This is a genomic window from Abiotrophia defectiva ATCC 49176, assembly GCF_000160075.2.
Classification (GTDB): domain Bacteria; phylum Bacillota; class Bacilli; order Lactobacillales; family Aerococcaceae; genus Abiotrophia; species Abiotrophia defectiva.
Map to the genome: position 1 here is coordinate 63,706 of NZ_KI535342.1, position 16,405 is coordinate 80,110.

A 16,405-nucleotide genomic window follows, 5' to 3' on the forward strand; every position below is an offset into this window, starting at 1 on the left:
AGACAACAGAACCAACTCATCGGAGTGACGTTACATGTTGTTTAGGCCTCAAACACCGGCTTGGACAAGATTTCAAGCCGCATTTACTTTCTAAAGTGCATACTCTTGCATCTGAATATTATACGGATTTTATAGGCTTTTGTCAAGCCTCACTAACTCCCTCTGACCACACAACTTAGGAACCCCCATGCTGAATCATTACCTGTCAAATACTAAAAACCCTTTACGAGCTACTGAGACTCGTAAAGGGTAAATTTTTAGCAATCAGTCTTTGGACGTTTTCTAATTAACCAAGCAGCCAAAGCTAAACTCCCCGTCCCTAACAAGGTCAGAGGAAAGGCTGACTCACCAGTTTCTGGCAATTTGTCTTGCGGATCCTCAGGAGTCTTAGGTGGCAATTCCGATGACGGAGGTGTAACCGGCTGACTCACAGGCTGTGGTGCAATTGGTGGTTCTGGTTTTTCAGGTGCCAGAGGCGCGTTTGGAGCAAGAGGCTCAGTTGGCGCTACTGGAGCAGTTGGCGCTTGTGGCGCTACCGGTGCAACTGGAGCAGTTGGTTGAGTAGGCGCAATCGGTTGAGTAGGTGCAACTGGCGCTACTGGCTTAGTAGGGACACCTTTGGCCGCAATCTTAGAATTGAATGCGAACCAAATCGAGCCTGAATTGTAAGCACCAATATCAAAAGTGATGTCACTCGCCTGCGCTTGTCCTACAATGGCCCCGTACCAAGACAATGGCCCATCAGCCTTATCCCAAACACCGTAATCCCAACGTGACCCTTCGCTCGCATAGTTAATAGAACGATCTGCTTTAGCTGTTGTATCAGCTTGAGGAACAATTGCCGACCCAGTAATCGGGATATAACGACCGTTAAATCCTCGCACATATTCAGCGGAATTATTAGAGGCATTTAGAGAGGAGAAGCTAACTAGGGCTCCATTCATATCTAGTTTTTGACCATCTTCTCCGTAAAAATCAACTTGAACTCCAATTCGAGTTTCTCCATGGAAATCCAAATACCAGACTGTTTCAGTTGGATCTTTAATAAGGAAGAGCGGCATCAGATTACCTGACTTAGTCGATTCCTTCAAAGTATAGGTGTAAACAACTTTCTTAATTGCTTTTCCATTGATGCTCGAATTTTGAAGATTGCTATAAGTTGCTGTCACAGGCTTGCCTTTTTCCAGAACAATCTTTGTTAGATCACTCTTCCAGTACATTAAATTGGCCCAGTCAGACATGGCTGTACCATCTAAATTCCAAGAGGCAACTAAAGCATTAATCTCATCCTTGTCATAGACCTTCACACCATCTTGAACGGTCAGTACCGCATTAGGTTCTGATTGAAAATTTAGACTTTGACTCATTGGTTGAGAGAGATAACCCTCTTCATTTTTCTTAGCTTCTGCTTCAGCTAATCCAGCTTCATACGCAGCCTGATCCTTATCAAACTGCGCTTTAGCTTGATCATAGGCTGCTTTATCGGTGACATACTTGCTTTGAGCTTGGTCATAGTTAGCCTTGGCTTCTTGATAGGTCTTCAAGTCCTTCTGGTATTGAGCCTCTTGCGCGCGATACTTACTTAAATCTTGGTCATATTGTGTCTTGGCCTTAAGATAAGCCGCTTGATCCATGTCATACTGTGCTTTAGCTTGGCGATAGCGTACTGAGTCCTGCTTGTACTGCTCTAAGGCTTGATCATAGGCTGATTTGGCCACTTGATAAGCCGCCATGGCTTCCTCATAGACAGAAACTTTACTGTCGTATTCCGACTTAGCCAACTCATAAGCGGCCTGAACACTTTGGAAGGCACGCTCTACTGACTGAAAATCACTAGGATTGTTATCGTATGCCTCTTTTTGCACATCATAGTTTGCTTTGAGGGCTTTATAATCTGCTAGCGCATCAACTGACTGAGCTGGGTTAGTCGATTCTGCCGTCTTCTCCTCAACGCTCTCAGTTTCTACTTCCCCACTAGCTTGGCTAGTGCTTGACTCACTAATTACTGGCTCAGCCGGCATTGCTTGTGAAGTTGCCTCATTAGAACTTGCTTCACTGGAAACTACTGGCGCTTCCTCCGCGGACACTACCTGACTAGTCCATGCCGTCAAGACAAAGGCACTCCCCATAAGTCCCAGCGCCATCACTTTGGATTTATTCATTTACTGTTCTCTCCCTTTCCCCTCTGAGGATAAAATTATCTATGATATAATATAAAAAATACCGCTGACTGTCAATATGTTTTTTTGCCAGACAACGATATTTTTTCTACTCATTAACTCTTGTTTATAGGTAATAACAGAATATCCCAAACAAAAATATAACATTTCATACTCTCTATCGAATTATAAAATCGTTTTTTAATATATTTTTAATTGATTTCACGCAATTTGCCTTGGAAATCCTCTAAACAAGTATAGCCTTTAGCTTCCATAATAGCTTCCAATTCAGCGACTAGGCGCTCAAAGATGCCTACCCCTTCCTGGTGAAGTGCCGTCCCCACTTGAACTAAGCTAGCACCACACAGAATATGTTCGAAGACATCCTGTCCGGTCCTAACACCCCCTGTGCCAATAATCTTAATAGATGGATTGAGGCGTTGATGGAAGGCCCGCACGTTAGCCAAAGCGGTTGGTTTGATATAATCTCCGCCTAGGCCGCCAAACCCTCCTTTAGGTTTTATCACTACTTGCTCCTTGTCGACATCAATATAGAGACCATTGCCAATTGAGTTGACGCAGTTAACATAGGTCAGTGGGAAACGATTAAGGATCGCTGCCATCTGATCAAAATGGGCAATGTCGAAGTAAGGTGGCAACTTAAGCCCTAGCGGTTTAGTGAAGAAGGAAAAGACTTCTGTTAAGAGTCGCTCTGTCAATTCAAAGTCATAGGCGATTTGAGGCTTACCCGGGACATTAGGGCATGATAAGTTGAATTCTGTCACCCCTTGATAGTCACTGGCCTCTATAGTACGCAGGTTCTCAACAATCTCATCGTAACTTAGGCCTACCACCGACAAGAATTGCAGGGCTTGTTGATTCTGGCGCGCTAAGCAATAGTCTAGGTAATAAGCTAATCCCTCATTGGGCAAGCCCATGGAGTTAATACTGCCTAATGGCACATCTACATAACGAGGTTGGGGATTACCCGCTCGATAGTCTCGCGTTGCCGTCTTGGTCACGAAGGCTCCAGCCGCACTCTGCGCTAACTCATCCATCTCTGCTACCGTCATGCAGTGGACCCCTGATGCATTCATCAATGGATTGGCTAAGGTTATCCCTAAGAAGCTTGTCTCGACAGTCATTTGCTCACCATCTCTTTCTAAAATTTTACCTATTATAGCATAAGTCCAAGACTAACAGAATGCCTAGAACGAAAATTGTTAACCTTTTTCAACAGAATGTTCGCGTCTTTTGTTAGCACGAAAAAACAGGCAGCCAAAGCCGCCTGTTCGCTATTCAGAACCTCCCTCAGACAAATGTATCAGAGAATCGTTAATAATGTGTTTAACGTGATGGTCATCTAGACTATAGTAGACATACTTGCCTTGTTTACTAGACTTAACCAGCTTCATTAACTTCAATAGTTTAAGCTGCTGAGAGACCCCCGAGAGAGTTAAGCCAGTTGCCTCGGCCAATTCATTCACATTAGCTTCTTGCTTCATTAAATATAGCAGAAGCTTGAGCCTGGAAGCATCTGCTACCGCCTTAAAAAATTGTGCTAGCTCTTCAATTACTTGTTCGTCATACATTATGATTCACCTCGTGATGATAAGGGGACTAGAAGTCGTAAGCCGTTTAATATCACTAGAAGGGTTGATCCTTCGTGCCCCACTACACTTAGGGCAATATTGGAAATTTGGCCGACATTCATTATAACTAAGGCTAACACAACTAGCATGGAAAAGCCAATATTCTGCCAGATAATCCGGTCATGCTTTTTGGCCAGACGATGCAAATAAGATAGAGACTGGAGTTGGTCTCGAACGAGAATCACATCCGCCGTTTCCATAGCCACATCCGTTCCTTGACCCATCGCAATCCCCAGACTAGCACTAGCCAGGGCAGGCGCATCATTGATGCCATCCCCCACCATGGCTACCATCTGGTGTTTACCCATTAACTTACGGATTTCTTCTGCCTTCTGGTCAGGCATAACTTGGGCTTGGACGGATTGGATTCCTAGTTGCTGGCCAATAGCCTGCCCCGTTAACTCGGCATCCCCTGTTAACATGACGGTTTTAACACCGACTTGCTTGAAGTAGTCTAGGGTTTGGCGAGCATCATCTTTGGCCATATCCATTAGGGCCATCGCCCCTAAGACTTCTTGGTTTTGAGCCAAGTAAACCACTGTCTTACCCTGACTTTCCCATTCTAGACGTTGCCGCTCATAGTCTGGTGCCACCGCTTCAAAGGCAGTCGGCTTAGCTAACTGATAGCTGTGACCTTGATAATCAGCATAGAGACCCTGCCCCATCTGATTGCTAACCTCTAAATCCAAAACTGGCAAACTAGCATAATGAGCCACAATGGCTTGCGCTAGAGGATGATTAGCTTGGCGTTCCATAGACACCCAAACAGCCAGTAGTTGTTCAGCTTCAGCTGATAAGAGGGTATCCGTCACCTGAGGCCGCCCCTGCGTTAAAGTCCCCGTTTTATCAAAGGCAATGGCGCTAAGTTCTGACACCTGATGTAGGTGACTCCCAGCCTTGACTAGCACCCCTTGCTTGGCCAAATTTGATAAGGCTGACAAAGTTGCAGGAATAGCGCTAGCAGCTAGGGCACAAGGCGAGAGGGCAATGAGCATAACCAAGGTTCGATAGGCTACTTCATGTAATGAAAGTGATGCCCATAGCGCCATCACCAGCGCATACAAGGCCGTAAAGAGGAGCGCCCCCTTCACATATACTGGCTCCAAGAGCTGAATCTGACTCGCTACCGGACTTTGTTTGGCCTGCGCCTCCTTGACTAGGCCAAGGATTTTGGCAAAAGTAGTCTCGTCAGCCAAACTTGTTACTCGCATGACAAAGCTGCTATTACCATTGAGGGTCGCCGCGTAGACCCTGTCGCCCACACTTTTTTCTTGCGGCATACTCTCCCCATTAATCATGGCCTCATTAATAACTGCCTGTCCACTCACAATTTGACCGTCAATGGGGATTTGGGCACCATTTAGCACCTGTACTCGATCCCCGACAACTAAGTCTTGAACTGGTACAATGTTTACTGTGCCATCTTCCGCCAAAAGGCGTGCTTCTTTGGGTTGCATGGCTAAAAGACTCGTCATTTCCTTCTTAGATTTGGCTTCTGCATAGTCCTCCAGAAAATGAGCCCCAGCAAATATCAGAATCAGCAAGGCCGCTTCTTGAAACTGTCCAATTGCCATGGCGCCCAAAGCCGCTAGCCCCATTAGCAAATGAGTATTAGGACAAAAACGGCGAGACTTGTAGCTAGCCTGCCAAGTCTCCAACAAACCTTCACTTAGGACATGATAACCAGACAGGATTACCGTCAAGCTATAGAGCACATTCACTAGCAAAGATGCTTGTCCTGGAATAAGCCCTAGGAGAAAAGCAAGAAGCCCAATTACATAAGCAAAGATAGCTGATGCAACTGTATGCCCGTGGTCGGGGTGCTGATGCGTATGAGAATTGTGGTCATGAGAACACATCTCATCCACCTTCCTTTCTTTTAGTTGAACAATTATTCAAGTGTTTATACTTTTATTATATGATGTCTAGTAGAAAAGTCAAGCCCTTCTGGCTAACCGTCGACCCATCAACATAAAATGATTCAGACTGTCACCAGCTTCCCACTAACGACACATACAAAAAGCCGGGACATTTAGTCCCGGCCACTATAAACAAACTTAACGTTCTTGATAGGCTTTAGCGATTTTTGCCCCTAACTTGGCGTTATTATAAACCAATTGAATATTAGTATTTAAGCTAGCTCCATCTGTTAATTCAACAATCTTAGCCAATAGGAACGGCGTGCTATCTTTGCCTCGAATCCCCTTCTCATCTGCTTCTTTTACAGCCGCATCGATAATAGCATCAATTTTTTCATGTGGAATTTCGTGCTCAGCAGGGATTGGATTCGTCACCAAAATCCCACCCTTAAGGCCGAGCGCTTCAGAGTAGTCCATCATGGCTGCAATTTCCTCTGGCTTGTCAGCGCGACTGTTAAGCTTGTATTCTGAAGTCCGTGTGTAGAAAGCAGGTAGGTAATCCGTTTGGTAGCCAACTACAGGCACCCCTTTGGTTTCCAAATATTCCAAAGTTCTTGGCAAGTCCAAAATAGCTTTGGCACCTGCACAAACAACCGTTACTGGTGTTTGACCTAATTCGTCTAAGTCCGCAGAAATATCCATAGTTTCTTCTACGCCACGGTGTACACCACCAATCCCGCCAGTAACAAAGACCTTGATACCCGCTAAATGTGCCCCAATCATGGTCGTTGCCACTGTCGTCGCCCCTAAGATGCCTTTGGCGAAGACTTCTGCCAAGTCACGACGAGATACCTTAGCAACCGGCTTCTCGCTAGCCAAACGTTCTAAATCCGCTTCTTCTAACCCAATCTTAAACTGGCCATCCATGATGGCGATTGTTGCTGGTACGGCCCCATTATCACGAATAATTTGTTCTACTGTTTTAGCCATTTCAACGTTTTGTGGATAGGGCATCCCGTGTGAAATGATGGTGGATTCTAAAGCAACAACAGGTAAGTTATGATCTAAAGCGTGTTGTACTTCTTTACTAATAGATAATAAGTTTTTCATCTAGGCTAAACCTCTTTCTTTTAATGTCTGATAGTCACTCTCCAACTGGCTAGCGGAGAGATTGAGTCGAACGGTTTGCTTGACTTGAACCGTATGATAGGAATTGGCCATCCCATAATAAATAGATGTCTTAGCATCATGCCCTGTCAACTGGCCATAGAGAAGGCCAGCAGAGAAGGCATCACCTGCCCCTGTTACATCTACTACATTTTGCGCTAGGAGAGGCTGGACTTCCTGGCGGCTGCCATCCTGATGCCCATAGAAACTACTTCGTGTCCCTCTGGTCATGACCACTTGCAAGACGCCGGTTGCTAACCAAGCCTCCACTAATTCCGCTGCGGGCAGATTCCCAAAGCGACTGATGGATTCATCCTCATTGACAACAAGCCAACTAACGCCACTTAAATCTTCTGGCAAATGGCTCATTTTGGGGCCACTGACCGGGATAATGGCGAGCGGAATGGATTCAGCTTTTGCAAGTTGAATCAAATAAGTCACGGTTTCTAATGGCAAGTTCAAGTCCAGAATCAGGTAATCTGCTAGTTTAAGCCGTGGAGCAAATTGACTAATCCAATCTAAATCCATCTGGTCGGCAATCGCCATATCGGCTAGCGCCAATTGCATATCCCCGGACTCATCCAAGATGGCACTGTAGGTTGACGTGGCCGCCTCTGGGATTTGCGTTACTTGGCTCATATCCACATAGGCCTGAGTCTGTTGCTTAATCCAGTCGTAATCCTGATCAAGTCCCGCTACGGATAGCAATTGAACCGATTGACCGAGTCGCCCTAAATTCTCAGCTACATTGCGGACTACGCCTCCCACACTGAGAGTTGAGGTGACAGGGTTACTAGTACCGAACTGGATTGCGCCGGTTAGACGAAATTTACGGTCGATATTCATCCCACCGATGCAATAAATTCGCCGCGCCTCATTCAAAATATAAGCTCGTCCGCGCAACTGATGTTTCTGCATCAGAGAGGAGATTAAACTGGCCACCGTTGACCGACTAATTCCCATCAATACCGCCAATTCTTGCTGGGTGCGGAAAGGGTCTTCCTCTATCAAGGCAAGCACCTTGGCTTCATTAGGCGTTAACATAGGCACCGCCTTTCTAGACTATTGTCTTTGGAATAACTTTTGTCTATATGATACTCCTTTTATTCTCTCGATGCAAGGATATTAGCGACTGATACTATCCTGTTTCGCCAAATAATCCTGCCATCCCGCTAAGAGTAGGTCCAAACCAAACTGAGCACTCGACTCCAAGGCTTGAGGTCGCCGAAAGCCCTGTTGTCGTCCTATATCGGCATAACCATGCAAATAACTACGTAGACTCCGATAAAAATGCGTCTCAACTTCCGGAGCTAATCTCCAATCCCCAGTAAGTTGACGTACTAACTCGAAGATTGACTCAAAGACAGGTCCTGCCGAACTCTTGCACCAAAAGATAGGCGCCTGCATCAATTCATACTCTCCCGGGTAGTCCCAAGCAAAGTTCAAATATGCCTCGGCTACCTGACGTATCTTTTCGGTGCCATCTCCTTCTTGAGCTGCTGTTGACAATAGCTGATAAAAACGCTTTGCCGTATCTTCTGCGATAAGCATCAGCAAGTGCTCCCGACTCTCGATATAGTTATATAGAGAAAGCAGACGCATTCCTACCTCGTGCGCAACGTCTTTGAGAGCAAATTCCGTAAGTCCCTTTCGATTTAGTAAAGAAGAACCTATTTTGACGAGCTGTTCTAGGCTTATAGAGGGTCTACGCATGCTCCAAACGCTCCTTCATTCGCTTAATTACTGGTGGCAACTCTAAAGCCGGATTTAAAACTAGTGGCCCATGACCTAAAGCCAGACAGCTTGGGTTTAATTTTAAGACTGCCTCCGCACTAGCCAAAGCCTGTTTGTGGCTCCACGTAGCCCAAGCTGGAAATGGAAAGGCAATACGTAAATCGCCTGTTACAGCCAAGCCCCCGCGTGTTTGGAAGGCATCGCCCGCAATCATAGTCCCATCAGGCGCTAAGTAGGCAACCGAACCTGGGGTATGTCCTGGAACCCCCACTACTTGAAAGCCTGCCACTTGATCCCCTGGGATTACTTCTCGATGAATGTCAAAATCTAGCTCTGGCCATCCTCCCGAGATAGGACTTTGATCTTCTGTATCATCTAAGCTTAGGTCTCCGCGTAAAATTCTAGCCTCTCGAGCAGATACCACAATCTCCGCATGGGGATACAGCTTTGCAAAGGCCGAAATTCCGCTGATATGGTCACTATGCCCGTGCGTAATTAGCAAATGGGTCACTGGCTTGGCCGTCTTAGCTTCAATGGCCTGAACGCTTTTAACAAAGTTGCTCACTCCCATATCTAGAACGATTAGGGCATCAGCTGTCTCATACACATAAGCATTAATGGGGAAAAGACGAGGCAAAAAGGTTAATTGATAAAGATTTCCGTGTTGCTTGATTCTCATCGAAATCATCCTTCCTTTTTAAACTAATCGGATTAGTTTATATTCTACTCCATCTAATCCCTACTTGCAAGTACGACCAAAAAACAGCAGCCTTAGCTGCTGTTTTCTGCTTTCTATTCGTTGGCAAAAATAGATTGACGGAAATCATCAGAAGCCTTGAAGAGTTGAAGGTAAATTTCGCGCTTCAAGTTATAGACATCATTCCGCATATTACCTGTTTGACGAGCTGATAGCACTCTGTCAACTGCTTCCTTCATCAGCGCTTCGATATCCGCCAAGGTGCTTACTTGGCGATCACGGACTGTAATTGGACGCAATGTTGCCCCATTGGCAATCTTATCCAGACGTTCCTTGAACATAGCCTTCTTAAAGGCATTAAGATCTTGGAATTCACCGTTAGAAACCTTCTGGATAATATAGTTATCATTTAGGGTCTGTCCATCCGTTCTAGCTTGACGTTCTAATTGGTTGGAAGCATAAGGGATGAAGCCATCTTTATATCCCTTATAACCCATCAGTTCCCAAGCCATTCGTTTGAACCACCAACCGCCTGGTGAGCCCTTATCATTTTGACCTGTCCCGTACATAGGGTGGAACATATTGATTCGCTCATAAGAGTTACGATCTGTCTCAAAACCATTACGGAAGTAGCGTTTTGGTGCTAAGCTACGATCAATGAAGTCATCAATCGACTGGATATTAAAGTTTGTCCACTCTTCATCACTAATCTCCACTACCTTATTATTGACATGGTTAGGCCCATTCGGCACATTAATGAAGCGGTTGAACCATTGCTTCATAGCATCTGGCCCCTTTTCTAGGACTGCTTTGGCTTCAGCATAGTCTAGCAAGTAGAGAATATCGAAGAGTCGGTGGACATATTGACCCCAGTCATCTGCAGACTGGAAGCGTGATGGTGTCGCGTTATAGAGGCGGTTCGCCTTATCGCTCCAGTCAAAGGAAGTATTAAGCCCAATATGATCAAACTCAGGTCCCTCAGGTGACTGCAAGAGACCTTGCGCATACTCTTCCCAGACTTCTTCCGGACGCCAGCCGTTCCCGCCAAGATAGACTGAACGTTCCATATTGTGGACCACTTCGTGAGTATAGTGAGAGGTCCCAATATAGTCTTCCAGAATATCCGTGAAGACAAAGTAAATCCCATTGTTAGTATCGGCATAAGCACCAGCACCGTTATTGCCATAAACTCGGCCGATTCGCCCAAAGAATTCCTTAATCCCCATTGAAGGGTATTTAACCGGCTTATTGGATGTATCGTTACCTAGTCCATCATACCAACCGCCATTCTTGCCATTAGCATAGCCATCCCAAATCAGCATAGCATTCTTGCGGGCCATGCGGTCTTTAACCGCTGGTAAGGCTACACGATACCAGGTATCGACGTGCATTTGTTGGCGATCTGCTAAGGCCTTAACGCGTCTGTCGAACTCTTCTGGCGTTAGGTTAGGACGTCGGTCAGTAGACCCCAAGGTTAGCGATAGAACATTGGATACAAGGAAAATCCGACTCTTCTTCAGATTGAGTAAAGGCAAGATGTAATCACGATAATCCGGAACAGACAAACGATCGTAGACCTTATAAGGAGATTTATTAAGTCCTTCTTCAAGAGATGGACGCTCCTCCATGGTGACATTAGCCTTGGTCGCATCGCGGAACCATTCGTATTGATCAAACTTGGTCCACAGCTCACGGAAATAAGAAAGGTAGTCGAGGACTGTCGGCAGTTTAGAGTCCGCACTTAATACTCGATTGTAAGTCTTAGCGCTGTTGACTGAGCGAAGGGGTTGAACCCCTTGACTCCCAATCTGAATCAACTTATCAATAATACTCTTCTGATTACCGAAGAAGTCTGTCTGATAGGTCGCGATTTCTCCTAAATTGAGGTCTCCAAAGTTTACACGATAGTGGTCTTGAAGATATGCCAGACCTAAAAGCAGGGCGCCACGATTATCCTTGAGTTTCTGAATCAAAGCAGCACGCGCCTGCTCATTATCTCCCAGATAGTTGGCCTCCTGGCGAATAATCTTCACTAAGTCATTGGCTAAGGTATCTTGGAAAGCGCCAAAGGTTGCATTGAAGAAGAGTGTCTCAATCTGATAGGCACGCTGTTCGCGGCGATAGACTTCTAAATCTTCTGCAATTTCTTCCTCAGTTGCTGATCGGCCAAGCTTGTTCTCTAGGGCCGTTCGGCGATCATTTTTGACTCTGGCACTTACATCTGTGTAGAGATTATTGACACCTGCGGCTTGCCAAACAGCGTCAGATGATAAACCTGTCTCTTTCATGATATCGAGGACTGCATTCATGACATCATCCACTGATTTCAGCACTTGGTTAGGTGTATAGATAAGACCTGAATCCTCTAATTGATACTCAACCACGCCTGTTTGTTTGAACTCAGATTTCGCACCTAAGGCCAAGTATTTCACTGATTTATCAGCAAAGTGCAACATAATCCGGTCCATTGCTTGGTTGTAGTCCGTCACAAAAGCATTACCTTGCATTGGCGTAACCGCCAAGAGCACCTGAGTCGCCAACTTGCTGTCTGGCGCCACTAAGTTCCCATACTTAACAATTTGCTCCTTATTATAGAATGGCAGGAGTTTCTCCATATTGGCATAGGCCTGAGCACGACTAGCTTGATAATTAGCCAAACGACTATAATCGGTTGCTTGTTGGTTGATTTGATCGACATAAGAGCTTGCAGGCGTATCCGTCAGGACCCCACCGGCCGCTTCTAATTGACTAGCTAATTTATCCACATCAGCTTGACTAGCCTTAGCAGGTTTAAAACTTGGCTCTTCTACACCGGTTACGCGTTCAGTCATCTTCCAAGCCACTTGATCATTTCGGATATAGCCTTCTGAAATGGCCCCATTATCTCCGTAAACACGGTAACCGTTAGTGACTGCCACGTCTGAGATAATGTTTTCTAAACGTCCATTCATCCAGGTAGAGCCGACGACCCCACCTACTTGTCCACCACTTCGACCTTGAACAGTAGAGCCTGTATTATTAAGACTTCCTTTGACAAGGACATTCTTAACTACTGCCTTACCTTGGCTGGACACAACTCGACCAAAGGCTACGCCAGCACGAGTGCTTTGCGCGTTTAGATTCACCTTCAGTTTGGCATCGACATACGCGTTAGTAACATTTGATTGTTCAAGTAGGCCGACTAAACCGCCCACTTCTTGGGCCTGGTTAGGCTGGCCACTCTGGCTAATCTCACCTTGGAATCGAACGTTCTCAAGCCTGCTACCACCCACTACGGTATGAACGATACCTGCTACATTGGTCGTCCCTGACACGCGCCCAGAAACTGCCACATCACTGATTGTCGAACTAGTCGCTCGTTTGGCTAGAGCAGCTATAGAGTTACCAGATTCAATGGCCACTTGTTTAAGGTCTAAATGCTTGATGGTCGCTTGGTTTAACTGATCAAAGAGTGGTGCAACCAAATTATAGATAGCATGTTGCGTGCCGTCTGCAGTCTGGCCGGACAGGGTCCCAGTGAAGGTTCCCACAAAATAGGCGGTCGCGTTGGCTGCTAAGCTGACCTCGGACGCTGATAGGTTGGCACCCAGTATGTAGTCTCCAGCTGGGTTTTGGCGTATAGCCTCAAGCAAGCTCTTAAAGCTATAATGCACGTTCCCATCCGCTGGGCGTTCTTGACCAACTAGGAATTGATAACCTTGGTGATAGTCACTTGAACCACCTTGATTTTGCACTAGCTCAGGCGCCTGGGTCGTCACTTGATAATAAGACTGACCATCGTGACTTACTGTCTCAATAGAAGCAACTGGCAGATAGACATCCTTGAAGCGGTCAGACTGTACTTTGACATAATAATTAGATAAATCAGATGGAATCTGACTCAAACTAGCCATTAATTGATGACTACCATCAGCTTGTCGATGGAAGAGTTGCACACCCTTGATTTGTTTAAGCTCAATCTTCTTCAAATCTAACTCTATTGCTTGGTCCTCTAACTGATCTTTCGACTGAGCACCTTGCTGGTTCTCATAATCCATCACAGTATGGAGACGATAAGGCACATGATAATCCAACCCATCAATGCTTGCGGTCAAATCTTGGATTGGGACTGTCTTAACTAGGCGATCCCCCTGGAAGACTTGTACCTTGCCTCCCCGGTAAAGCTGGTTAGGGTCTTCTAACTGATAACTCACGGTGACGCTCCGAGATAAATCAGATACAGGTGCTTCAACGTTAACAGCTGTATATTTAGGTTCTACTTGCTCCAATTGTGCCAAGGCTTCTCGAAGGGCTTGGGTCGCTTGATCAACCGCTTCTTGGCTGCTATCGCCATCTTCTAAAACGGCCTGAGCAGCCTTGAGCTGGTCAGCAACTTTCTGGAAGCTAGCTGGCGTATAACGATTGGCGACAACTTCTTGTGCTGCCTCAACCTGTTGGCCAAGCGCCTCTTTATTTGCGCGGTCCATTAAGAGAGCTTGCGCTTGGTCTTTAAGCGCTTGAGCGTCTTTCACAGCCTCGATTGCGGCGGCCACTTCTTCAGGCGTTGCATCCTGATTGGCTATCAAAGCTTGAGCCTTGGCTTTTGCTTGATCAATAGTAGCTTGATGCCCTGCAAGCGCCTGGCTGAAATCATTCACACTGCGCGGTGTTTTCCCTGTCGTGTCAACTGGCAGATTCAACTGAGTCAGAGCTCGTTGTAAGTCTGCCTTGTCCACAAGATCCAAAATACCCGCTTCCGCTAATTCTAACTGTTGGAAAGCCTTGTTGAGTTTTTCCGTACTTGCTAAAACCTCTTCTGGAGTAGCATTAAGATTTTTTAATAGTTGAGCAGCTTCTTGACTCAATTGCAAAGCAAGGCCTTTTGCTGCTTGGTAATTTTGAATAGTCTTTGGCCGTTTCTGATCTGTCACAACTGGTTTTTGAATGGCTTGGTCCAGATTATTTTTGGCTTTCTCTAAGGCGGACTTATCCGCTTGTTGTCGTAGCAAAGCTTTGGCTTGGTCAAGTTTAGCTTGCACTTCATTTACTGCTATCAGGGTCTTATCCACCTGTTCCTGCTTAGCCTCTGGATCACTCAAGATGGCTTGCGCTTGAGCACGCGTAGCTTCTAGACTGTCTCTCAATGAATCTAGCGCTTGCTGGTAGTTCGCAATACTTTGCGGCGTCTTCTGGTCTGTATTAACAGGAGCGTCCAGTAAAGCCAAGGCTGCCGCTAGCGCCTTTGTATCTGCCTTGGCTTGGAGAGCCTTGATGGCAGCTTCCAAGGATTTGGCTTGGTTCTCTATTGATCGAGTCATCGCCTCTACATCAACATCTGAGACTTCAGGATCCTTCACTACTGACTGCGCATTCTGGAGTGTGGCTTGTATTTTGCGAATTTCATCCGCTAAGGCTTGTTGGCTACTTGGTGTCTTGTCGCTTAAATCAAGCGCTTTGGCTGTTTTTACTTGCTCTGCTAAAGCTGCCATAGCAGTTTCTAACGGCGACTTATCTGCTTGGTCTACTAAGATATCAGCCAAATTAGTCGAAAGATTGACTAAGTCCTGCACTTGCTGAGCCAAAGCATCGATTGTTGCCTGTTCTGTCGTATCAGGTTGCCCTTTGAGTTCTTGCGCCTGGTTATTTAGATTTTTTAGTTTTTCCTTGACTTGAGCAACCCGCTCTTCAAAGGATTTGATTGTGCTAGGTTTCTTGCCGACCAAGGCCGTTCCTGATAAAGCTCCCAATTGATCATTTGCCGTCTTTAGAGTCATCTCCAGCTTTGTGTAATCTAATGTTTTAGGGGGCTCTGGAGTCGGAGTTGCGCTCGAACTCGATTCCTCCGGTTGTGGGGGCGGAGTCGGTTCTACACTTGAACTTGTCTCTTCTGGCTGTGGGACTGGAGTTGGCGTTGCGCTCGAACTCGATTCTTCTGGTTGCGGAGTCGGAGTTGCGCTTGAACTCGACTCATCTGATTGTGGGGCTGGAGTCGATGCTACGCTTGAACTCGATTCTTCTGATTGCGGAGCCGGAGTCGATGCTGTGCTTGAACTTGATTCTTCTGATTGTGGGGTTGGAGTCGGAGTTGCGCTCGAACTTGATTCTTCTGGTTGCGGGGTCGGAGTTGCCGCTGTACTTGATTCCGATGGTTGCTGGCTTGATTCTACTGAAGTTCTTGACTCAGATTCTTGAGATTGTACTGATGACTCAGCTGAACTGCTTTCACTCGACACTTCAACAGATGAGGTCTCTTCTGAGGAAACTGAATATTTACTGCTTTCTGACTCACTCGACGTGCTAGCAACTGAAACACTGGCCACTGATTGATTCAACTCATGCGTGGTCAAATATCCAAGATATTCATAACCTTCTATCTCAATCTTTGGGTTAGGAAGTGTTTGGCCTACTGGCAGCTGGTAGCTTTGGTTGAAGTCTTGCAGTAAACGAGCCTCAATTGCCTGTAAACTTGGCGAGAGTAAGACTTGACCTGCCATGGTCACTACCATAAAGCTAGTCAAAGCCTTCTTCTTGTCGCGAACTAAGCCAACAGCAAAGACAATCAGTGTTGCACTTGCTGCTAGGCCTAACAAGGCTGATGATTCCCCTGTAACCGGCAACTGACGCGTGCCTGGACTTGGTTGATAAACAAAATAGTAAACTTGATCTGCTTGTGCGATTTGATTAGGAGTGCCTGACTTAATGGCCTGACGTTGTGCCCAGCTTAATTCTTCGATGGACACATATCGATATTCTGTTGTAACAGTTTTTGGGGTTGATGGAGCATTCGTGACAGGCGTGGGGGCCTGGGCATTAACGGTCGGTCCGGTCAATGCCGATACAAAAAAACTCCCAATGACAACAGAAGCAATCCCAACAGAAAATTTCCGGATGGAGAATCGTTGGACTGTAGTAAGGCTGCTGGAGCCCTTAGATTTCTTCATTGAGTTTTTTCCTTTCGTATGAATATTCATTGCTAGTGTATTTTACCACAAAAATAACCAGAAATATATGGGAAGTATTAATTTTGTAGTATTTTTGTTATGCTTAATAAACTAATTTTATTCAGACCATATTTGCATGGCAATAATGTCTATACAGATTATTATTCCGTTCACCCGAGTCCATAAATAAAAATATGGCAACTTCATTATTTTATAA

At 45.8% G+C, this 16,405-nt stretch carries 9 protein-coding genes; all 9 read right to left on the reverse strand.

Going from position 1 to position 16,405, the window contains the following annotated elements:
* Positions 1-257: 257 nt before the first annotated feature.
* The 9 genes from GCWU000182_RS10400 to GCWU000182_RS09115 all read right to left on the reverse strand — a co-directional run bounded on the left by GCWU000182_RS10400 (position 258) and on the right by GCWU000182_RS09115 (position 16,188).
* Positions 258-2,162 carry a GbpC/Spa domain-containing protein gene (locus GCWU000182_RS10400; RefSeq protein WP_023392511.1) on the reverse strand — a complete coding sequence of 635 codons (1,905 nt, stop codon included), beginning with the start codon at positions 2,160-2,162 and terminating at the stop codon, positions 258-260.
* A 209-nt stretch (positions 2,163-2,371) separates the two neighbouring features.
* Positions 2,372-3,304, reverse strand: a complete 933-nt coding sequence (locus GCWU000182_RS09080) for a dihydroorotate oxidase (protein ID WP_023392512.1) — start codon at positions 3,302-3,304, stop codon at positions 2,372-2,374.
* 150 nt (positions 3,305-3,454) lie between these two features.
* The gene (locus GCWU000182_RS09085; RefSeq protein WP_023392513.1) at positions 3,455-3,751 is read right to left on the reverse strand and encodes an ArsR/SmtB family transcription factor; all 297 of its coding nucleotides are present in this window, start codon (positions 3,749-3,751) and stop codon (positions 3,455-3,457) included.
* Positions 3,751-5,670 carry a heavy metal translocating P-type ATPase gene (locus GCWU000182_RS09090; protein ID WP_023392514.1) on the reverse strand — a complete coding sequence of 640 codons (1,920 nt, stop codon included), beginning with the start codon at positions 5,668-5,670 and terminating at the stop codon, positions 3,751-3,753. Before GCWU000182_RS09090 ends, GCWU000182_RS09085 begins: the two co-directional genes overlap by 1 nt.
* A 198-nt stretch (positions 5,671-5,868) precedes the next feature.
* Positions 5,869-6,780: a pseudouridine-5'-phosphate glycosidase gene (locus GCWU000182_RS09095; protein ID WP_023392515.1), complete on the reverse strand. Its 912-nt coding sequence runs from the start codon at positions 6,778-6,780 to the stop codon at positions 5,869-5,871.
* On the reverse strand, positions 6,781-7,881 hold the full coding sequence (locus tag GCWU000182_RS09100) for a PfkB family carbohydrate kinase (RefSeq protein ID WP_023392516.1): 1,101 nt from the start codon (positions 7,879-7,881) through the stop codon (positions 6,781-6,783). It lies immediately after the preceding gene.
* 81 nt (positions 7,882-7,962) lie between these two features.
* The gene (locus GCWU000182_RS09105; protein ID WP_169727611.1) at positions 7,963-8,388 is read right to left on the reverse strand and encodes a TetR-like C-terminal domain-containing protein; all 426 of its coding nucleotides are present in this window, start codon (positions 8,386-8,388) and stop codon (positions 7,963-7,965) included.
* 154 nt (positions 8,389-8,542) lie between these two features.
* Positions 8,543-9,250, reverse strand: coding sequence for an MBL fold metallo-hydrolase (locus GCWU000182_RS09110; protein WP_035364962.1), 708 nt, complete (start codon positions 9,248-9,250; stop codon positions 8,543-8,545).
* A gap of 113 nt (positions 9,251-9,363) precedes the next feature.
* Positions 9,364-16,188: a ZmpA/ZmpB/ZmpC family metallo-endopeptidase gene (locus GCWU000182_RS09115; protein WP_035364963.1), complete on the reverse strand. Its 6,825-nt coding sequence runs from the start codon at positions 16,186-16,188 to the stop codon at positions 9,364-9,366.
* Positions 16,189-16,405 lie beyond the last annotated feature (217 nt).